Raw genomic sequence first — 20400 nt, forward strand, 5'->3', positions numbered from 1 at the left:
GCCCTCATTTCTTTACGTATCAACGAAGATTTACAGATGCTGCGCAACAACCACAAGCCGCGATCACGCCCCACGCAGCCTGTCTCTGTGCCGAGCCAGCCAATGCGCCAGTGACAATAGCGGCAAATCCTTGAACCCATGCCCGTCGACTTGATCCATGAACTGAGCAAAGGGAATGATTTTGGTGCGGATATCCTCACCTTCCGAGGCAAGCCCGCCATCGTCTATCGTTTTCTCAAGATCGGCCAACCCTACGTAAAGATAGACGTATTCGGTGGACGATCCGCTGGACGAATAGGCCTCTCCGGCAAATTCAAGCGACTTGAGGCTGATCTGGGCCTCTTCCATCGCCTCACGCCGCGCTGCCTGTTGCGGCGTTTCACCCGGGTCAATCATGCCTGCAACGGGTTCCCACATCCACGGCTCGGGGTCTTCGATCAGGAAAACCGGTGTCCGAAATTGTTCAACCAAAAGCACCGCATCACGCCTCGGATCATATGGCAGAACCACCACAGCACTGCCCTGCATCAATCCGTTGCGGTTCAGCACCGACCCCATCGTGCCGTCATTCCTTCGGTGTTGAAGCTGAACCTCCTGCATGCCGAAATAGTCAATATAGGCATGGGTATGCTCGTGTACGATCACATCCTTCTTCGGATCACGCGCGTCACCGGTTCCGCGTTTGCGTGCAGCCAGCTTGGCCCAGGCGCGGGTTCGGATCGATGGAAAACTGCGCGCGATCTTGAGGGCATCGGCCTTGCCGTAATAGCCCATGACCTCTTGCGCGGCGGTTAGGGTCAAATCCGCCCACGCGTCTGCCCAGTCCTGCAAGGACCATAGCTCACCGGGCGACCACAGGTCAGGCTCGGGAAAGAACACGCTGACTTCGACAACAGAGCCATCGGGCAGTTCAACGGGCTGCAGCTGCAGATCATAATCAAACCCCCCTTCATAGAAAATCAGTCGCCTGAAATCCTCGGGTTCGAGGCCCTGAACCAGAAGGCCATCCGCAACGCCCCCACGTTCTGGCTGGATCATCGGAAATGCCTCGTCGCGCACGCTGTAAACCGCGTGATCCTTCAGCTTGGCCTCTGACAAAGTCAAGCGTGACAGCGGACGGCCAAGCACCAGTTGCAGCAGTGGCAGATGCCGAAGCGTGCCATAGAAAAACAGATCGTTCACAAAGGTATCTCGCGTTGGTATTTGGGTGCTAGCGCCAGCGGCGGCTTGCTTCTTCCGTCGCCAAACCGGCGATAAGAGCGCCAATAGCCAAAGTCCACAGAATTTCCGGAGCTAACAACTGTTCGCCATAGCCAACGCCAATCTTGAATATCGCCATAAGGGCCTCGAACGGGCCGTCATAGCGGTGGCGCATGGCCAAGCGGAACATCTCATAGGTGCCCTGAACGAAAAGACCCCAAAACACCAGCGAGGCAATGCCTGTCAGTCCGTTATTGACGGCAGCGGTCCACCCTTTGCCGGTTCGCTTACCCATGATTTTCCAACCACACGCGACCCCAAGGGCCATGTTGACGACAGTGAAGTAGCCATAGCTTTTGCCTTCTTCACCATTTGCTATGATCATGCTGGAAACCAGAAATGCCACCACCGCCAGACAAAGGGCTGCGACAAGACGTGAGGCGCTGGGCATTCTAAAGGTCCGTTTACTAAGTAGGTTTCGCTATGGTGATCTGTGTCACATCACAGTTGCCGGTGTCAAAGGCCGCGCCGCAAGCGGTCAAATAATAATTCCACATGCGGCGAAAACGCTCATCAAACCCCATTCCCGAAATCTCGTCCCATTTGTCATTGAACGTCTCGTACCAGCGGCGCAGTGTCAGATCATAGCTTTTGCCGAATTCTTTTGACTTCACCACGGTCAGACCCGCATTCTCCACCTGCTCCTGCAGAATTGTCGGAGCCGGAAGCATCCCCCCCGGAAAGATATATTTCTGAATGAAATCAACACCATTCTTATACACATCCCAGCGATGATCGCCGACGGTAATGATTTGCAAGGTTGCCTGTGCGCCAGGTTTTAAGCGATCACGGATAGTGTCGAAATAGACCGGCCAATATTTCTGACCAACCGCCTCGAACATCTCAATAGAGGCGATCCCGTCATATTGGCCCCGTTCGTCACGATAATCCTGCAGCTTCAGATCAACTAAATCTGTAAGTCCTTCTTTTTCAATGCGTTGACGGGCAAAGCTCAACTGTTCCTTGCTGATCGTCAAGCCTGTGACCCGCAGGCCACGCTCTTTTGCTGCATATTCGGCGAAACCACCCCATCCGCAGCCAATTTCCAGAATATGGTCACCGGGTTTGGCACCCATTTCATCAACCAGACTGGCGTATTTAGCGGTTTGTGCCTTTTCCAAGCTTTCCTGTCCGGTTTCGAACAAGGCACTGGAATAGGTCATGGTATCATCTAGCCATAACCCATAGAATTCATTACCTAAATCGTAATGATAAGAGATATTCTTTTTAGCCTGTCGACGGTTGTTTCGATGCAACCAAAAGCGCAGGCGTTCATAGGCCTGTACCAGAAATTTCCCGGTGAAATCGTCGTACACGGTCTCGGTACCCAGATGCACTAGATCCATGAAGGCACGCAGATCTGGTGTGCTCCAATCGCCTTCCAGATATCCGTCTGAAAACCCCAGCTCACCCTCCCGGATAAGTCGTGCAAATACGTCCGGATTGTGAATATCGACCCGTGCGACAGGCCCAGGGCGTTTGCCTTCGGTTCGAAATACACGACCGTCTGGCAAGGCAATATCAAGCTGCCCCTGCTCCATCTGGTTCAGCATATTCAGAACATGTGCAAAATATCTTGGCAGGTCTGTCTGCCCTTCGATTGTAGTTAGAACCATCCGCTCTCCCCTGTGCGGTTGTTGTAGAAGGCTAAAACGAGTTTGTGTTTCTGGCAAGTTTTCAGTTCTTTACCGGCTTTTTCGGCCCTCGTAGGCCGACAAGGCGCGCGCGCGCCCTTCGGCCAAACCCACAACAGGGTTTGGGTATGGCGCGGACGGATCAAGACCCCACTTGCAGGGAATGGCTTCAAAATAATCAAGTGCGCTTGAGGGCGGGTTTGATTGTCCTTCGGCCACCCATTTCCGCACATAGTCGCAATAGGGATCATATTTTTTTTGCTGCGCCTCGGGGTTAAAAATACGGAAAAACGGGGACGCATCTGGGCCGGACCCAGCAACCCATTGCCAACCCATCGCATTTGAGGCCGGATCCCAATCGGTCAGGCAATCGGAAAACCAGCCCATACCGATTTTCCAGTGCGCCATCAGATGTTTGGTCAAATAACTGGCGACAATCATCCGTGCGCGATTGTGCATGCGACCTGTGACGTACATCTGTCGCAACCCAGCATCGACCACGGGAATGCCTGTCCTTGCCTGCTTCCAAGCAATGATCTCGGGGCTAGAGACGTTCTGGCCCCAAGGGAACTGATCCCATTCCGGTTTCCAGTTGTTGCTTAACAAATGAGGCGTATGGAACATCAAATGATAGGCAAATTCACGCCAAACCAACTGCCGCAAATAGGCTTCGGTACCGGACATGCCGAACATCTCTGCGCCCTGGAGGGCGTGCCAGACGCTACGCGGTCCAATCTCACCCAGCGATAAATATTCGGAAATGCCCGACGTTCCATCCTCGGCCAGTTGATCCCGGGCTTCGGGATACCCCGAAAGCCGTTCCAAGAACCGATGGAGCGTTTTGAACGCTGCGTCTTCCCCTGGCTGTACATAGCGGGCGCAAACTGATGCCCCGCGGTTCATTCCCGCGGCCAATCCCCACGACTCCAGAGTATCTGTATGCGGCCATTCCTTCGGCGGGGCCAGCGCGGCGGGTCGCGCATGTGGAAATGGAACCTCGCGTCTCTGTACCGATCGCCACATTGGTGTAAACACGCGAAAAGGCGTTCCGGTATTGGTCTGGACGGTCCAGGGCTCAAAAAGCAGGTGCCCGGAAAACGATTTGGGCTGTACGCCCAGTTTGGTCAGAGCCGTCTTGATCCTTGTATCTCGGGCAATCGTGTCCGGATCGTAAGCCCGAGACCAATAGACCTCGGTGGATCCGGTTTCCTTGATCAGGTTTTGCATAACCTCCAACGCATCCCCGCGCCGCAAGATCAGACGGCTTCCCAACTGCGCCAACGCGCGGTCAAACACCTCAAGGCCCTTGCCGAGGCGCCATTTAGGAGCCGCACCCAAGGCCTGCCCGAGATCGTCGAAAATATAGACCGGAATGATTGGCCGCCCCGTTGCCGAAGCAGCGCTGAGTGCAGGATGGTCCGACAGTCGCAAATCCTGTCGGAACCACATAATTATCGGCGGGCTCTTGGGTCCCATGACTGCTCCGTATTGTTTACCTTTCTACGCAGCAGTGCCAGAACTGGATCACAAAACAGCGTCCAACGCATTCAAAAGCTGATCAATTTCCCGTTTCGATGTGTAATGCGTAAAGCTGACTCGCAAAACACCTTGATCCAGATCCACACCCATGGCCTGCAAAGGACGCACGGCATAGAAATCTCCGCCACCGGCCATAACCCCATGCGATGCAAGACTGGCAGCAACAGATTCAGCATTTCGGTTCAGCGCCAGCGCGACCGTTGGCGCACGCCGCGAGGCATCAGAGGTTCCGATCAGACGGACTGCATTGCGATCTTTAACCGCATCCAGAACCGGTTGTAGCAGGGCGATCTCGTGCCCGCGCATCAGGTCGTGGACAAACGCCCCCCGCGCTGCAGCACCAGTTCCGGGTCCGTCATGATGTTCGCATAAAAGATCGACGTAATCCGCCATCCCCGCACTGGCGGCGATCTGTGCGTGATCCGGCCCTGCAGGGGTAAAGCGTTGATAAAGAACATCGCCGTTGAAATAGTGCCCCTGATTGGGCAACAGCTCACCCAATGCCCGGCGGATCACCATGCATCCCTGATGAGGGCCATAGGTTTTATACGCCGAAAACAGATAGATATCCGGTCCCAGATCACCGATATTCGGAAATCCATGCGGCGCGTAAGAGACACCGTCGACGCAGACAAACGCGCCTGCCGCATGTGCAATCGCAGTTATCTCGGTAACCGGATTGATTTCCCCGACCACGTTCGAACAATGCGGAAAACAGACCAGACGCACCTTTTCGTCCAGAATGTCCTCAAGATCCTGCGGGTTCAGAGATCCGGATTCGGGGTCTATCTGCCATTCGCGAACCTCTATGCCTTCATCAGCAAGACGGCGCCAAGGCCCCGAATTGGCCTCATGATCTTGATTTGTCACGACAATCGCATCACCCGGCTGCATCCACTGTCGGAATGCCTGCGCCAGAACATAGGTGTTCTGCGTGGTCGACGGGCCAAAGCTCAGTTCATCTGCATCCACACCCATGATCGCAGCCATTCGGGCGCGGGCCTCGTCCATTTCCTCTCCGGCCAGACGGCTGGCATCATAGGGGGCATAGGGCTGAACCTTGCGCTGGGTGTAATAGCGCGTCAAACGATCAAGCACCGGCTTGCAAGTATATGATCCACCAGCATTTTCGAAAAATGCCTGTCCCTGTAGGCTGGGTTCGGAAAAAGCTGGGAACTGCGACCGAACGAAATTGATATCCAGAGTGCTCATGGCACGTGCCTCCTTGATCATGCTTGCCTATCCAAGAGGTGCCCGAGCATGATTTCGGAACCCTCAGAAATCATGGCAGGTCTTCCAGCCCAGCCGACACGTTCAGGTGCCCGCAGAACCTGCGCCTTTGCCGCGCAAGTACGCCGACAAATTGCCCACAGCTTTTGCCATCGTCAAGAACACTGTGCCCTGAACCAAAGAAAAAGCCGGGCAATCATGCCCAGCCTTGAAAATGAGTACCGTTCGGGTGTCAGCCTTGAACTTTTGTGTAGGTTCCCTCACCGGCCAGGATACCGCGGAAACCGCCCGGCTCATCCAATCCGAATACGATCAGAGGCAGGTTATTGTCGCGCGCTAGCGCAATGGCCGATGCATCCATGACTTTCAGCCGCTTTGCCAACACGTCATCGTAGCTGACCGAGTCATAACGCACCGCGTCCGAATGTTCTTTGGGGTCTTTGTCATAGACACCGTCCACGCCGTTCTTACCCATAAAGATCGCCTCGCAAGCCATCTCATTGGCGCGCAGTGTCGCTGCGGTATCTGTGGTGAAATACGGATTCCCTGTTCCAGCGGCAAAGATGCAGACCCGTTTCTTTTCCAGATGCCGCACAGCGCGGCGGCGGATGTAAGGCTCGCAAACCTCATCCATACGAATGGCCGAGATCACACGAGTAAACACGCCAACCTCCTCAAGCGCCGATTGCATGCCAAGCGCATTCATTACCGTAGCCAGCATACCCATGTAATCCGCCGTCGTCCGTTCCATCCCCTGAGCTGAACCGCTGAGACCGCGAAAGATGTTGCCACCACCGATGACCATACAAATCTCGACCCCTAGATCGTGAACTGACTTCACCTCTTGCGCGATGCGCTGAACGGTGGGCGGATGCAGGCCAAAACCCTGATCTCCCATCAGCGCCTCGCCCGAAATCTTCAGCATCACTCGGCTGTATTTCGCCTTGGTTGTATCGACAGTGTCGGTTGTGGGGGAAAGGGTCATGTTGCGCTCCGGGCTGGCACGGGTTTAATTCCGGCGCAAAATGAAGCAAAAGCTCCGCGGGTTCAATGCGGATGATGAGGAATGAGGCAACCTGAATGGCCAATGCCAAGATGACGCAGTTTTGGGACCGCCTTCCCCCTATTCCTGACGACAAACCCGTCTTGATCGCCGGGCCCACCGCATCGGGGAAATCAGCATTGGCGCTGAAGATCGCCGAAACGTTCGGCGGCGTGATCGTCAATGCAGACGCAAGCCAGGTTTATGATTGCTGGCGCGTGATCTCGGCGCGTCCCTCCGCCGAGGAAGAAGCCCGCGCGCCACATCTGCTTTATGGTCATGTGCCTTATGATCAGAACTATTCGACTGGCCACTGGTTGCGCGAGGTCAAGCCATTGCTGTCCGGCGGAAAGCGCCCCATCATTGTGGGCGGTACAGGTTTGTATTTTTCTGCCCTGACCGAAGGTATGGCCGATATCCCGGCGACTCCGACCAAAGTTCGGGCTGCCGCGGATCAACTGGACCTAGCTACACTGATTGATGGGGTCGATGCCAAAACCCTGGCCGGGATTGACACCCGGAATCGCGCCCGCGTTCAACGTGCGTGGGAAGTTCAGCAAGCCACCGGGCGCAGCTTGCGGGACTGGCAAGCCGACACCCCACCTCCGGTTCTGAACCCGCAAGACGCCGTGCCCATTGTGTTTGATGTCGACAAAGAATGGCTATTGAATCGGATCAGGCGCCGGTTTGACCTGATGCTGGAAAGTGGTGCTTTGGAAGAAGTTGAGGCGATGCGAAACCGGTATGACGCCTCGCTGCCGTCTTTCAAGGCCATCGGCGTTCCCGAGTTGGTAGCCTATCTTGAAGGCCGTATCACACTGGATGACGCGCGCGAGCGCGCCACAATCTCGACCCGTCAATTTGCCAAACGTCAGCGCACGTGGTTTCGCGCTCGCATGAGAAACTGGATTCGCGCTGATTTATCAAAGTGATACTTAAAGTCGTTACAAACCCATTTTCAGGACACCAACCGAAGATTCGAAGTGATCGAATCTGATTGGCGGTCACTTATTCGAATTACCTAGAGCACAGATTAAGCATCCGCGATGACGGAAACTTCGGCCCCAGCATGTCGCTTTTGTGCAGTTGATGACGATTTCCGACATTGACCTCATGGGAAATCTGGTGCCGAATGACGCCATGGGGATGCTGCTTATCCAAAAAAGAACACACGAACCTGCTGCCTGGCACCAACTGGTCTGAGCGGTTCAGAGCTACTTCATCAAAATCGATGTCACAGGGAGAGACATTAATGAAACACCAAACCATTACCGGAGCGCCGATCCATCGTGCCGCGGAAATGCACGCGCAAGAGTACCGCGACGGGCAACTAAGCCGCCGCGAGTTTTTGGCGCGCGTGACGGCATTGGGGGTTACCGTCCCCGCCGCCTATGGAATGATCGGCCTGGCGTCTCCGGCACAAGCACAAGAGCCACCGCGCGGTGGAACTATCCGCTATCAGATGGAAGTGCGCGGCCTGAAAGATCCACGTACTTATGACTGGACGCAAATTGCGACCTTCACGGCTGGCTGGCTGGAATATCTGGTCGAATACAACAATGACGGTTCGTTCAAGCCGATGTTGCTGGAAAGCTGGGAATCCAACGATGACGCGACTGAGCACACGCTGAACGTTCGCAAAGGCGTCAAGTGGAACAATGGTGATGACTTCACCGCAGCGGATGTCGCCCGCAACATCGAAATGTGGTGTGACGCGGCAGTCGAGGGGAACTCGATGGCATCGCGCATGTCATCCCTGGTTGACGAGGCAACCCAGAAAGCGGGTGAAGGTGCAATCACTGTGGTCGATGATCACACGGTCAAGCTGACCTGCAACACGCCCGATATCACGATCATTCCAGGTATGGCCGACTATCCGGCAGCCATCGTGCACAGCAGCCACGATCCCAACAATATGCTGGCCAATCCGATTGGCACTGGCTTCATGATCCCTGAAAGCCACGAAGTGGGCGTAAAGGGTGTACTGGTCCGCAATGAAGAGCACGACTGGTGGGGATATGCTGCGGGCAAGGGTGGCTATATCGATCGGATCGAATTCATCGACTACGGCACCGACCCTGCGGCCTTCCTGGCTGCTTATGAGGCCGAAGAGATCGACATGAACTGGGAGTCGGTCGGCGAATTCGTAGACATCTTTGACAGCATCGGTCTGACACGGTCCGAGATCCCATCGGGCTTTACCATCGTCATCCGCCCGAACCAGCTGGCCGAAGATGCCGACGGCAACAAGATCTACGCCGACAAACGTGTGCGGCAGGCCCTGGCCATGGCCGTCGACAACGCCGTCTGCCTGGAGCTGGGCATGTCAGGATACGGCATTCCTGCCGACAACTGCCATGTTGGCCCGATGCACCCGGAATATGACTCGGCTGTGACCCGCCTGCCCTTTGATCCCGCAGCGGCCAAAGCGCTGATGGACGAGGCCGGAATGGGTGACTTCGAGCATGAGGTTCAGTCCATCGACGACGACTGGCGCCGCAACACGACCGCGGCCGTGGTCGCTCAGTTGAACGATGCTGGCATCAAGGCACGTCATACAGTTCTTCCGGGTTCGACCTTCTGGAACGACTGGACGAAATACGCCTTCTCGTCGACCAACTGGAACCACCGCCCGCTGGGCACGCAGGTTCTGGCGCTGGCCTACAAATCGGGCGTAGCCTGGAACGAGGCTGGTTTCGCCAATGACGAGTTCGACGCGCTTCTGGCCGAGGCAAACTCGATCGCGGATGTCGACAAACGTCGCGAAGTCATGGCCAAGCTGCAGGCGATCATGATCGAAGAAGGCGTGACCATCCAACCCTATTGGCGGACGGCGATGCGTCACCACCGGGACAATATGGTTGGGGTTGAAAAGCACATCGCCGACCTGCCACAAATCTATAAGTTCGGCATTCTTTCCTAAGCCGACATATACAAGCCGCGCCGATTGGGCGCGGCTTTTTCGTCCGTATCGTGGCGACCAAAAAACAGCGAAGTGTGGGGCTTTTGACACCTGCACTGGCCACCAACAGGGGCTAATATGGGACTATTCATTCTAAAGCGTGTCGGCATCATGCTCATCACAGCTTTGTGCCTGACATTCTTGGTCTTCTTCCTCACCAACCTGTATCCAAACCTCGAAAAGCTTGCGAAAACGCAGGGCAATTTTCGGATGTCCGACGAACAGGTTGAAAGCTATCTTCTGAAAAACGGGTATCTGCAGCCGACGCCGATCAAATACGGCGAGTGGTTGGGCGTGCTGCCATCCTATCGGCACACCAACGAAGACGGCAGCGTACAAGGAAGATGTATCCTGCCCGGTGAAACCGCAGAAAGCTCGCCAAGCTTCTGTGGCATCCTGCAGGGATACTGGGGATACTCGTCCGTTTTCAAAGAGGAAGTTTCGAAAGTTGTTGGCACCCGGTTGGCTCTGACCGGTCGGTTGATGCTTTGGGTTATGTTGCTGATGGTCCCTTCGGCGCTGATCCTTGGGGTGCTTGCGGGTATGAAAGAAGGATCGGCCACCGACCGGACCCTTTCAACATTCGCCATCACGACGACAGCGACCCCGGAATATGTCTCGGGCGTGATCTTTATCGCGATCTTCACTTCGTCCGCCGTTGGCCTGAAATGGTTCAAAGGCACCGCGACACAGGCGATGGAGAACCCAACCTTTGAAAACTTCTTCCTACCGGTACTGACTATTGCTCTCTACGGGATGGGCTATATCGCTCGTATGACCCGCGCCTCGATGACCGAGGTGATGACGGCGCAATATATCCGTACCGCGCGGCTCAAAGGTGTTTCCTTCCCGAATATCGTTATGAAGCACGCGCTGCGAAACGCGCTGATCGCACCGTTCACAGTCATCATGCTGCAGTTTCCCTGGCTGCTGAACGGCGTGGTGATCGTCGAGACCCTGTTTAACTATAAAGGTTTCGGCTGGGCGCTGGTTCAGGCAGCAGGCAATAACGACATCCAGCTTCTGCTGGCGATTTCGGTAGTGTCGGTCTTTGTGGTGCTAGTAACGCAGCTGATCTCGGATATCGGCTATGTCTACCTCAACCCACGCATCCGAATTTCGTAAGGAGGGACAGAACATGGAACCACTTACCTGGACCGGCTCTATCGCCATTCTGAACCCCTTGCTGATGATCGCATTGGTTGCACTAGGGGTATCAATCATCGTCTGGATCTTGGGCAGCATCGTGTTGCCCGAAACGCCGGTCGTCGTGAATATCGACGGCACAATCAATGCAGATACCGGCCTGCGCGGCCTTACGCAGATCGCGCTGAGATACAGCTTTTTCGCCTGCGTTGCACTGTGTCTGGCCTATGTAGTGCTTGGCATTTTGATGGGGACAAGCGCCGGGATTATCGGAGCGATCTCTCGGCAGTTTTTACCTGTCTGGATGTCGCTGATCATCCTGTTTGCAATGTCGATCGCCTTCAAGCGCAAGCTGGGCCTTTACGGCAAACTGTTTGACAGCCCCATCGGCATGATCGGTTTTGGCCTTGTGATGTTCTGGGTCTTTACCGGCATTTTTGGTGCGTTGGACCTGATCGTCACGCATGATCCGCTGGCGCAAGTTTCAGGTATGAAGAACAAGTTGCCCGGAACTCCAATGCCCAGCACTGAGGACGGAACATATTCCTGGTATCTACTGGGTGGGGACAATCTGGCCCGCGATGTGTTCAGCCGGATGGTCAAAGGGGCATGGATCGTGGTGCAGATCGCACCGATGGCAACCATATTTGCCTTCATGGTCGGGATTACTCTGGGCCTGCCTGCGGGGTTTTATGGCGGACGTCTGGACACGTTCCTGTCCTTCCTGGCAAACCTGATCCTGGCCTTCCCGGTAATCCTGCTGTTCTATCTGCTGGTCACGCCCGAGATCGTGGCAACCGGTGTGCCAAACTATATGGCAGCTGTGTTGTTCGTCTTTCCGATCCTGTTTCTTTGCGTCCTGCTGAATTCGCGGTTCTATACGCGGCCCAATTTCCGCACACCTCTGCTGATCGGAGTGTTGGGCATCGCGATGTGGCTCTATCTATCTCTGATTTCAACAGACGGCTACATCATCGAAACCAACAGCTACAACATCTGGGGACTGCCCACCTATCTGGACCTGTTCAATATCCCCGGCGGCATTCTGGTCGTGTTCGTTTCGGTGGTTTTCGTAAACTCACCCACGGTATTCCGCATCGTGCGTGGCCTGGCGTTGGACATCAAAACCCGCGATTATGTTGCCGCAGCGCAAACCCGTGGTGAAGGTCCATGGTACATCATGCTTTGGGAAATCCTGCCCAATGCGCGCGGGCCGCTGATCGTCGATTTCTGTCTGCGCATTGGCTATACGACCATCCTTTTGGGAACCTTGGGATTCTTTGGCCTCGGGCTACCACCCGAAAGTCCCGATTGGGGGTCGACGATCAATGAAGGGCGCAAGCTCTTGTCGATCTATCTGCACCCTGCCCTGCCACCTGCGCTGGCGCTGTTGACACTGGTTCTTGGGTTGAACCTGTTGGCTGATGGCCTGCGCGAAGAAAGTCTGAAGGACTGATGTATGAGCGGCCGGGGGCCCTGCCCCCGGACCCCCGAGGTATTTTTGGCCAGATGAAGGGGATCCCCGGGATCTGGTGAGGAGCAACACAGATGACCAAACTTGCGTCCTATGAGGGCCCGATATTGGAGATCGACAAGCTGTCGATTTCGTTTTTCACGCGGTTGCGCGAGATCCCTGCAGTGATGGATTTTTCGGTCAGCGTGCAGCCTGGTGAAGCTGTGGGGCTGGTTGGGGAATCGGGGTGCGGGAAATCCACCGTTGCGTTGGGCGTGATGCAGGATCTGGGCAAGAACGGGCGTGTTGTTGGCGGATCCATCAAGTTCAAGGGTCGTGACCTATCCGAGATGACGGCCGAAGAACTGCGCGATATTCGCGGCAATGAAATAGCCATGATCTATCAGGAACCTATGGCCAGCCTGAATCCCGCGATGAAGATCGGTCGGCAGCTGATGGAAGTACCGATGATCCACGAGGGCGTCAGCAAGGACGAGGCCTATGCCCGTGCGCTGGAAGTGGTCACCGATGTACGCCTGCCCGACCCTGAACGGATGCTGAATTCTTTCCCCCACCAGCTGTCGGGAGGCCAGCAACAGCGCATCGTGATCGCGATGGCGCTGATGTCCAAGCCATCGTTGCTGATCCTGGACGAGCCCACCACCGCGCTTGACGTGACCGTCGAGGCCGCGGTGGTCGAGCTGGTCAAGGATCTGGGCAAGAAATACGGCACCTCTATGCTGTTCATCAGCCACAATCTGGGGCTGGTGCTGGAAACCTGCGACCGGCTGTGCGTAATGTATTCCGGCGAAGCGGTCGAGCGCGGCTCGATCAAGGATGTGTTCGACGAAATGCAGCACCCCTATACACAGGCGCTCTTCCGGTCGATTCCACTGCCGGGTGCGGACAAGAACGCGCGCCCGCTGGTGGCCATTCCGGGCAATTTCCCCCTGCCACATGAGCGCCCTCCGGGCTGCAACTTTGGCCCACGCTGCGACTATTTCGAGGAAGGTCGCTGTGACGCGCAGAACATTCTGATGGAGGCCGTGCCAGGCAATGACCGGCATCATACCCGCTGTCTGAAATTTCAGGAGATCGACTGGAACGCGCCCATCACCCTGGCCGAGCAAAAGGAAAAAGGTGAGATTGGCCGCGTTGTTCTGAAGATGGAAAATCTCAAGAAATACTATGAGGTTGCGGCAAATGCACTGTTCGGCGGCGGCGAAGCGAAGGTAGTCAAAGCCAACGAAACGCTGAGCTTTGAGGCGCATGAATCCGAGACACTCGCCATTGTGGGCGAATCCGGCTGCGGCAAATCCACCTTTGCCAAAGTTCTTATGGGGTTGGAGACGGCCACGGACGGGCAGATCCTGCTGGACAACCGCAATATCGAGGACGTGCCCATCGAAGAGCGCGACGCCAAGACGGTGGGCGAGGTTCAGATGGTGTTCCAGAATCCATTCGACACATTGAATCCTTCGATGACCGTGGGCCGTCAGATCATCCGCGCTCTGGAAATCTTTGGCGTCGGTAAGTCCGAGGCCGAGCGCAAGAAGCGGATGCTCGAACTGTTGGACTTGGTGAAACTGCCCCGCGCCTTTGCCGAGCGGATGCCACGACAGCTTTCGGGTGGTCAGAAACAGCGTGTCGGCATCGCCCGCGCCTTTGCCGGGGATGCGCGGATCGTGGTGGCGGATGAGCCGGTCTCGGCGCTGGATGTATCGGTGCAGGCGGCGGTAACCGACCTGCTGATGGAGATCCAACGCGAGCACAAAACCACACTGCTGTTCATCAGCCACGACCTGTCGATCGTACGCTATCTCAGCGACCGGGTGATGGTGATGTATCTGGGCCATGTGGTCGAGCTGGGCACCACTGATCAGGTGTTTGCACCGCCCTATCATCCCTATACAGAAGCCTTGCTGAGCGCGGTCCCCATCGCCGATACATCGGTCGAGAAGCAGCACATCGTCTTGGAAGGCGACATCCCATCAGCGATGAACCCGCCTCCTGGCTGTCCGTTTCAGACCCGCTGTCGCTGGAAATCCGAAGTCCCCAACGGTCTTTGCGAAAGAGATGTCCCACCCGTGAAAACTCTGGCAGACGGTCATCAGGTCAAATGCCATCTGGCAGACGACATCCTGGCACGTATGGAACCCGTCATAAAAATCGCCGCTGAGTAATGGGATTGGGTACGCAACAAGGGCGTCGGTAAGGTGGTTCCGGCGCCCTAATTAAGCGACACGACCTCGAGCAGCCTGTCACTGAACGCGCTGATTTGGCCAAGCCGCATCACCTGTTGATCCGGCAATTCATCGGGCGGCCTAACCGCCCCAAATCACCTTCACGTAATTCTGGGTTTCCTTGTAGGGTGGTACGCCACCGTGTTTTTCAACAGCCTGAGGTCCGGCATTATAGGCGGCCAGCGCAAGCCGCCAGGATTTGAACTTGCGGTATTGCCAGGACAGATACCGGGCCCCACCTTCAAGATTCTGTTTCGGGTCGCGCGGGTTCACGCCCAATAATTGCGCGGTCCCGGGCATCAACTGGGCCAGACCCAACGCACCTTTATGTGACACGGCATGCGGATTCCATCCACTTTCCTGCTGAACAAGGCGCAGGAACAGCTCTTCGGGAACATCGTGTTTACGAGCCGCTTGCCGCGCCATCGTCAGGTACTCACCCCGATAGTTGCCGGAATATCGTTTACTGAATTGTGGTTGAGGCGTCTTAGGTTTCAACCGATCTGAATCGCGGTACTGGGTGGCCGCACGGCCGTCCAAATATTTGGATTGCTTCAGAAAGATGTCCTTACGGCTTTTGGTAGACAGCGTATCCGCCGCAGCGAGTCCACAGGTCAACGCAAAGCAAAGAACCGATAAAAAACCAAATCTGAAACGCATTAATGCCTGTCCCGCACTGTCACGAACCCGAGTGAGTATATGTATTTCAGCCAATAATGAAAGCATGGTAAATTTTCTCTGTGCAAACTCCCGACCAGTTCATTTCTCATGATCCATGTTCCAACCATGGTTCAGGGCGTATAGGGTCTCAGAAATACACAGCGCCAGATTCGGGCGCACTCAAGTCAGTTAAGAACGGGGAAATACATGGCGGGTTCTGTCAACAAGGTCATTCTGGTAGGAAATCTGGGGCGCGATCCCGAGGTACGGTCGTTCCAGAACGGTGGCAAGGTTTGCAATCTGCGCATCGCCACTTCCGAGACCTGGAAAGACCGCAACACCGGCGAACGCCGCGAGCGGACAGAATGGCACTCGGTCGCGATTTTTTCAGAACCATTGGCCCGCATTGCCGAGCAATATCTGCGCAAGGGCAGCAAAGTTTATATCGAAGGTCAGCTGGAAACCCGCAAGTGGCAGGATCAGTCCGGTCAGGACCGCTATAGCACTGAGGTGGTTTTGCGCCCCTATCGCGGCGAGCTGACTTTGCTGGATGCGCGTGGAGAAGGCGGCGGCGGTGGCGGTGGTCAATCCGGCGGTTACGGTGGCGGCCAGGCAGGTGGTGGCTATGGTGACCCCTATGGCGGACAATCCAGCGCCCCGGCACCCGCATCTGGTGGAATAGACGACGACGAGATTCCGTTCTAGGCACACCGGAGACACATCATGACATGGTCCTTCTCGCTCGGCCGACTATTGGGGTCGGAACTGAAGGTCCATGTCACTTTTTTCCTCTTGTTGGCATGGGTTGGATTCGCTGCCTATTCTACCGGAGGGATGCAGGCCGCGATCGGGAACCTGATTTTCGTGCTTGCCCTTTTTGCATGTGTGGTCGCGCATGAGTTTGGTCATGCGCTGATGGCGCGGCGCTATGGCATAAAAACTCCGGACATTACTTTATTGCCGATCGGCGGTCTTGCCCGATTGGAACGGATGCCAGAGAACCCCATGCAAGAGGTATCGGTGGCTTTGGCCGGTCCTGCGGTAAACGTCGTCATCTGGATCACCCTCGTCTTTTTGGGCGCAGGAATGCCATTTGAAACACTCGCCAAAATTGATTCACCCGAGACCGGGCTTTTGAACCGCCTCGCCTATGTGAACCTTCTTCTGGCCGCATTTAATCTCATCCCCGCATTCCCGATGGATGGTGGACGCGTTTTTCGCGCGCTGCTCTGCCTGAGGATGGATCGGGTCAAGGCCACGCGCATTGCCGCATTTGCCGGTCAGATAGTGGCGGTAGGATTGGGGTTTCTGGGGCTAAGCACAGGCAATCCGTTGTTGGTTCTGATCGCGGTTTTTGTATTCGTTGCCGCCAATGCAGAAAGCCAGGACGTCGCAATGCGATCAGTGGCGCGTCAGGTTCTGGCCCGCGACGCTATGATCACCGAGTTTCACGCCCTATCGCCAACCGACACGCTTGCGACCGCCGCTCAAGCAGTTATTCACACCACTCAGCATGAATTTCCATTGTTGGACGCAACAGGGAAACTGCAGGGCTTTGTCACGCGCGACCGGCTGTTTGCTGCCCTCGCCAAAGATATTCCCCGGTCAGAATTGGCCAGTTCAATCATGGTTGAGGATATCCCGACAGTGACCCTGAGCAGCGGGTTGGAAGCGGTTCTGAAACAGTTCCACGGGGGTGCCCCCGCAGTTGCCGTCTGCACGCGGTCAGATCAAATGGTCGGCTATATTACCCGTGAAAATATTGGCGAGTTAATGATCATTCGCGGACGTTGATCAACCCAGCGCGTCCTTGAGGACACTCAAAACCGCATCCCGCGGAACATCCGACGTGACAAATGCCTGCCCGATGCCTCGGGCCAGAATGAAACGCAGTTGGCCATCGATAACCTTCTTGTCTTGCGCCATCAGCTCGACCAGCGCTTCGGCGTCGGGCAAATCCCCGTGGATATCGGAAATGTCGGTTTTCATGCCCATCGCACGCAGATGTGCCCGAACCCGGCTTGGGTCCTCTTGCGAACATAATCCAAGTCGCGCCGACAGTTCGAATGCCAGTGCGCATCCAATCGCAACGCCTTCTCCATGCAGCAAACGATCAGAATACCCGGTAGCAGCCTCAAGCGCATGACAGTACGTATGCCCGAGATTCAGCAGGGCGCGATCCCCCTGTTCGGTCTCATCACGAGCGACGATGTCGGCTTTCATCTGAACGGATCGGGTGACGGCCCGAACCCGCGCGGCCATATCCCCGCCCGAGACATCGGGGCCATGGCCCTCAAGCCATTCAAAAAATGCCGCATCCCCCAACAGCCCGTATTTTACGACCTCACCATAACCGGACAGGAAATCCCTGTCGGTCATTGTGCCCAGAACCGAAGTATCCGCCAGCACCAGTGAGGGTTGATGAAATGCGCCAATCAGGTTCTTGCCCTGCGGTGCGTTGATCCCGGTTTTGCCGCCGACCGAACTGTCGACCTGCGCAAGCAGCGAAGTTGGTATCTGAACAAACCGTACGCCCCGGCGCAAAACGGCCGCGGCAAATCCGGCGAGATCACCTATAACACCACCTCCGAGCGCAACCACCACGTCACGCCGCTCGATTTTCTCGGCTAACAACCATTCGACCGCACGCTCAAAATGCGGCCAGCTTTTGGTCGCTTCGCCCGCGGGCAGCGCCAATGCGGACATTTCGATCCCTGCGCTGGCCAACCCATCCCGCAACGCGTCAAGATGCAGGCTCGCCACGTTTTCATCGGTCAGAACCGCTACTTTGGGTCGCGGTAGCAAAGGCGCTATGCGCTGACCGGCCTGCGTAAGCAGATCGGGGCCGATCTCGACATCATAGGACCGATCCCCAAGCTCAACATGTACGGTTTGGTGCATCTAATTCCGTTCCAAAACATCAGGTCGCGTCATCAGAGCTTTGACGACACGCTCTACCATATCTTCAATCGAGACATCCCCGTCGGACGAAACCGCCAGATCGGCGCGTTCATAGATCGGAACACGCTGATCGTACAATGCACGAAGGGTCGCAAACGGGTTTTCGGTGCGCAAAAGCGGGCGCGTATCCTTGTGACGAACGCGGTTCCACAACACACCCAAATCGGCGCGCAACCAAACGGACACCCCGCGTTGAGTGATCATGTCGCGGTTTTGTTCGGTCATAAAGGCACCGCCGCCGGTAGAAAGGATACCTTTTTCCTCGACCAAAAGCCGCCCGATGACCTGGCTTTCCTTGCTGCGAAAAAAGGCTTCGCCATCACGCTCGAATATCTCGGGGATGGTCATGTTGGCCGCTGATTCGATTTCGGCATCGCTATCGAGGAAAGGAACCCGTAACCGAGCGGCCAAAGCGCGGCCTACGGCGGTCTTTCCGGCCCCCATCATACCTACAAGCACCACTGTTTTGTGCAGTGTATAGTCCGAAACGGCAGATGCCGCATGGGTGTTATGCTTAATTTCGCTCATTTCATCGTGAATGACGTGATCTTAGGAAAAATGCCAGTTATAACTTGGTCAAAAGAGAAAATTGAGGCAGCGTTTGACCATGGGCCGTCTGATCAAGTTCCTGATATATCTGATTTGCCTGTGTTTCATCGGGCTGGTGGGATATGTCTACCTGGGTGAGTTTTTTGGTGCAGATTTCTCTGCGCCGCAAAGCGAGGTCAGGGAGCCGGTAATACTGAATGTCGAATAAAGTGGCGGTGGTTGCACTGTTTCTTGCAGGAACAGCGCAGGCGCAGCAGGAACCCCTTTCTGTTATTGAATGGCTGGCCAATCCTCCGGAAAACCTTCCGGGGACGGTTTTGCTTGAGCCACCCGTGGCGCAGCCCGGCGGTCAGCCCGATGTTCTTGTGACCCCGCTTCAGGCATTGTCACAACCCCTGGGCCTGGTTGCTTCGACTGTCACAGGATTGCCTGTCGACATGTGGCAGAACAGCGATCCCCAACGCTTGTCCGAACTGATCGAAAGCGTCCCGGTCAAGTACAACCCTGCAATGCAGCGTTTGCTGTTCACGTTGCTTTTAACCGAAGCTCGGGCACCGACGTCCAGTAAAGGGGAAGAGATTTTGCTTTTGGCGCGGCTCGACCGCCTCATGCATCTTGGCGCTGCGGACCCCACGCAATCATTGGTACAGCTGGCAGGCCCGACGAACAGTCTTGACCGGTTTCAACGCTGGTTCGACGCCACCCTTCTGACCGGGGATGAAGATCGCAGTTGCACGGCGCTGATTGCTCAGCCGCATTTGTCACGGGACTATGCCGCTCAGATTTTCTGCAAGGCCCGGCGTGGGGATTGGGACTCGGCCGCTCTCACGCTTGAGGCAGCCCATGCCCTACAGGTTCTGGCACCACAAGAGCTGGAGGTTCTGGACAGGTTTCTAAGCCCTGAACTGTACGAAGACGCCGAGTATCTGCCGCAACCGGACGACCCCTCGCCCCTGATGTTCCGCTTGTTCGAAGCTATTGGCGAACGTTTGCCCTCGGCTGCTTTGCCCCGCGTCTTCGCAAATGCGGATCTGCGGGATGTTGCGGGCTGGAAGGCTCAGGTCGAAGCCGCAGAACGGCTGACCCGCGTCGGCGCGCTGACGCCCAATCAACTGCTCGGGCTCTATACAGAGCGGTCTCCGGCGGCGTCTGGTGCTGTATGGGATCGAGTATCGTCGATACAGCGGTTCGAAAAGGCGCTGGATTCGGGCAATCCGGCCAAGATCGCCAAAACGCTGCCGGTGGTCTGGGGGCAGATGCGCAATGTCGGTCTGGAAGTGCCCTTTGCCGAACTTTTCGCCGGACGCCTGTCACAGATCAAGCTGCAGGACCCCAAGGCCGAGGCTCTGCGCTGGCGCGTTCTGTTGCTGTCAGACCTCTATGAAACAGCGGCCTTGTCGTCTCCGGACAGTTCAGAAGAAGGTCAGTTCCTGGCGGCGCTGGCCCAAGGTGATCCCGGTCGCGCACCCTCCCCTTCACCGCTGGCGGATGCCATTGCGGAGGGGTTCGCATGGGCGGCACCGGTGCCGACCGATATCAGCAACATGCTGGACGAAGGCCGCCTGGGCGAAGCGCTGCTCGAGACGATGGTTCTGTTTGCCCATGGCTCGCGGGGAAATCTGGTCGACCTGACAGCTGCCATGGCAACCCTGCGCCGGGTCGGTCTAGAAGATACCGCGCGCCGCGCCGCGCTGAACCTGCTGATCCTGCAGGGCAAGTGA

Annotated in this window: 18 protein-coding genes; 9 read left to right on the top strand and 9 right to left on the bottom strand. The window is 56.2% G+C overall.

The features are described from left to right. Nucleotides 1–63 precede the first annotated feature (63 nt). From AC2FH0_RS04440 to pyrH, 6 genes are all read right to left on the bottom strand, one after another. Nucleotides 64–1182 carry an NUDIX domain-containing protein gene (locus AC2FH0_RS04440; RefSeq protein ID WP_496788673.1) on the bottom strand — a complete coding sequence of 373 codons (1119 nt, stop codon included), beginning with the start codon at nucleotides 1180–1182 and terminating at the stop codon, nucleotides 64–66. 28 nt (nucleotides 1183–1210) lie between these two features. Further along, nucleotides 1211–1651: a TrgA family protein gene (locus AC2FH0_RS04445; RefSeq protein WP_142634225.1), complete on the bottom strand. Its 441-nt coding sequence runs from the start codon at nucleotides 1649–1651 to the stop codon at nucleotides 1211–1213. A gap of 16 nt (nucleotides 1652–1667) precedes the next feature. Continuing rightward, nucleotides 1668–2876: a class I SAM-dependent methyltransferase gene (locus AC2FH0_RS04450; protein ID WP_496687748.1), complete on the bottom strand. Its 1209-nt coding sequence runs from the start codon at nucleotides 2874–2876 to the stop codon at nucleotides 1668–1670. A 69-nt stretch (nucleotides 2877–2945) separates the two neighbouring features. Next, on the bottom strand, nucleotides 2946–4370 hold the full coding sequence (locus tag AC2FH0_RS04455; protein WP_496788675.1) for a cryptochrome/photolyase family protein: 1425 nt from the start codon (nucleotides 4368–4370) through the stop codon (nucleotides 2946–2948). 48 nt (nucleotides 4371–4418) lie between these two features. Beyond that, on the bottom strand, nucleotides 4419–5645 hold the full coding sequence (locus AC2FH0_RS04460; RefSeq protein ID WP_496788676.1) for an aminotransferase class V-fold PLP-dependent enzyme: 1227 nt from the start codon (nucleotides 5643–5645) through the stop codon (nucleotides 4419–4421). 250 nt (nucleotides 5646–5895) lie between these two features. Continuing rightward, on the bottom strand, nucleotides 5896–6648 hold the full coding sequence (gene pyrH / locus AC2FH0_RS04465) for a UMP kinase (RefSeq protein WP_142634233.1): 753 nt from the start codon (nucleotides 6646–6648) through the stop codon (nucleotides 5896–5898). Between the two features lie 95 nt (nucleotides 6649–6743). Between pyrH and miaA the strand changes: the two genes are divergently transcribed. From miaA to AC2FH0_RS04490, 5 genes are all read left to right on the top strand, one after another. After that, nucleotides 6744–7637: a tRNA (adenosine(37)-N6)-dimethylallyltransferase MiaA gene (gene miaA, locus AC2FH0_RS04470; protein ID WP_496788678.1), complete on the top strand. Its 894-nt coding sequence runs from the start codon at nucleotides 6744–6746 to the stop codon at nucleotides 7635–7637. A gap of 320 nt (nucleotides 7638–7957) precedes the next feature. Beyond that, nucleotides 7958–9628, top strand: coding sequence for an ABC transporter substrate-binding protein (locus AC2FH0_RS04475; RefSeq protein ID WP_496690672.1), 1671 nt, complete (start codon nucleotides 7958–7960; stop codon nucleotides 9626–9628). 117 nt (nucleotides 9629–9745) lie between these two features. Beyond that, on the top strand, nucleotides 9746–10792 hold the full coding sequence (locus tag AC2FH0_RS04480) for an ABC transporter permease (RefSeq protein ID WP_142634237.1): 1047 nt from the start codon (nucleotides 9746–9748) through the stop codon (nucleotides 10790–10792). Nucleotides 10793–10805: 13 nt separating this feature from the next. Beyond that, entirely contained in the window at nucleotides 10806–12269 is a 1464-nt protein-coding gene (locus AC2FH0_RS04485; RefSeq protein ID WP_142634239.1) for an ABC transporter permease, read from the top strand. Nucleotides 12270–12361: 92 nt separating this feature from the next. After that, a complete protein-coding gene (locus AC2FH0_RS04490; protein WP_142634241.1) occupies nucleotides 12362–14449 on the top strand; it encodes a dipeptide ABC transporter ATP-binding protein in 2088 nt (695 codons plus the stop codon). 141 nt (nucleotides 14450–14590) lie between these two features. On the opposite strand, the gene AC2FH0_RS04495 is transcribed toward AC2FH0_RS04490, so the two are convergent. Beyond that, a complete protein-coding gene (locus AC2FH0_RS04495; RefSeq protein ID WP_271946701.1) occupies nucleotides 14591–15169 on the bottom strand; it encodes a lytic transglycosylase domain-containing protein in 579 nt (192 codons plus the stop codon). Between the two features lie 207 nt (nucleotides 15170–15376). On the opposite strand from AC2FH0_RS04495, the gene ssb reads away from it, so the two are divergent. Both ssb and AC2FH0_RS04505 read left to right on the top strand, forming a co-directional pair. Then, on the top strand, nucleotides 15377–15874 hold the full coding sequence (gene ssb / locus AC2FH0_RS04500; RefSeq protein WP_142634245.1) for a single-stranded DNA-binding protein: 498 nt from the start codon (nucleotides 15377–15379) through the stop codon (nucleotides 15872–15874). 18 nt (nucleotides 15875–15892) lie between these two features. Further along, complete coding sequence (locus AC2FH0_RS04505) at nucleotides 15893–16963, top strand: site-2 protease family protein (RefSeq protein ID WP_496749062.1); 1071 nt, start codon at nucleotides 15893–15895, stop codon at nucleotides 16961–16963. On the opposite strand, the gene aroB is transcribed toward AC2FH0_RS04505, so the two are convergent. Together aroB and AC2FH0_RS04515 are read right to left on the bottom strand one after the other, a co-directional pair. Beyond that, on the bottom strand, nucleotides 16964–18070 hold the full coding sequence (gene aroB, locus AC2FH0_RS04510) for a 3-dehydroquinate synthase (protein WP_496788679.1): 1107 nt from the start codon (nucleotides 18068–18070) through the stop codon (nucleotides 16964–16966). Continuing rightward, nucleotides 18071–18658: a shikimate kinase gene (locus tag AC2FH0_RS04515; RefSeq protein WP_281972216.1), complete on the bottom strand. Its 588-nt coding sequence runs from the start codon at nucleotides 18656–18658 to the stop codon at nucleotides 18071–18073. Between the two features lie 79 nt (nucleotides 18659–18737). Here AC2FH0_RS04515 and AC2FH0_RS04520 point away from each other — a divergent pair, with 79 nt between their 5' ends. Beyond that, nucleotides 18738–18887 (top strand): hypothetical protein, encoded by a 150-nt coding sequence (locus tag AC2FH0_RS04520; protein ID WP_185956616.1) that lies wholly within the window; start codon nucleotides 18738–18740, stop codon nucleotides 18885–18887. Further along, the gene (locus AC2FH0_RS04525) at nucleotides 18877–20400 is read left to right on the top strand and encodes a hypothetical protein (protein ID WP_496788680.1); all 1524 of its coding nucleotides are present in this window, start codon (nucleotides 18877–18879) and stop codon (nucleotides 20398–20400) included. Before AC2FH0_RS04520 ends, AC2FH0_RS04525 begins: the two co-directional genes overlap by 11 nt.

The organism is Ruegeria sp. CDSC051 (assembly GCF_059610665.1).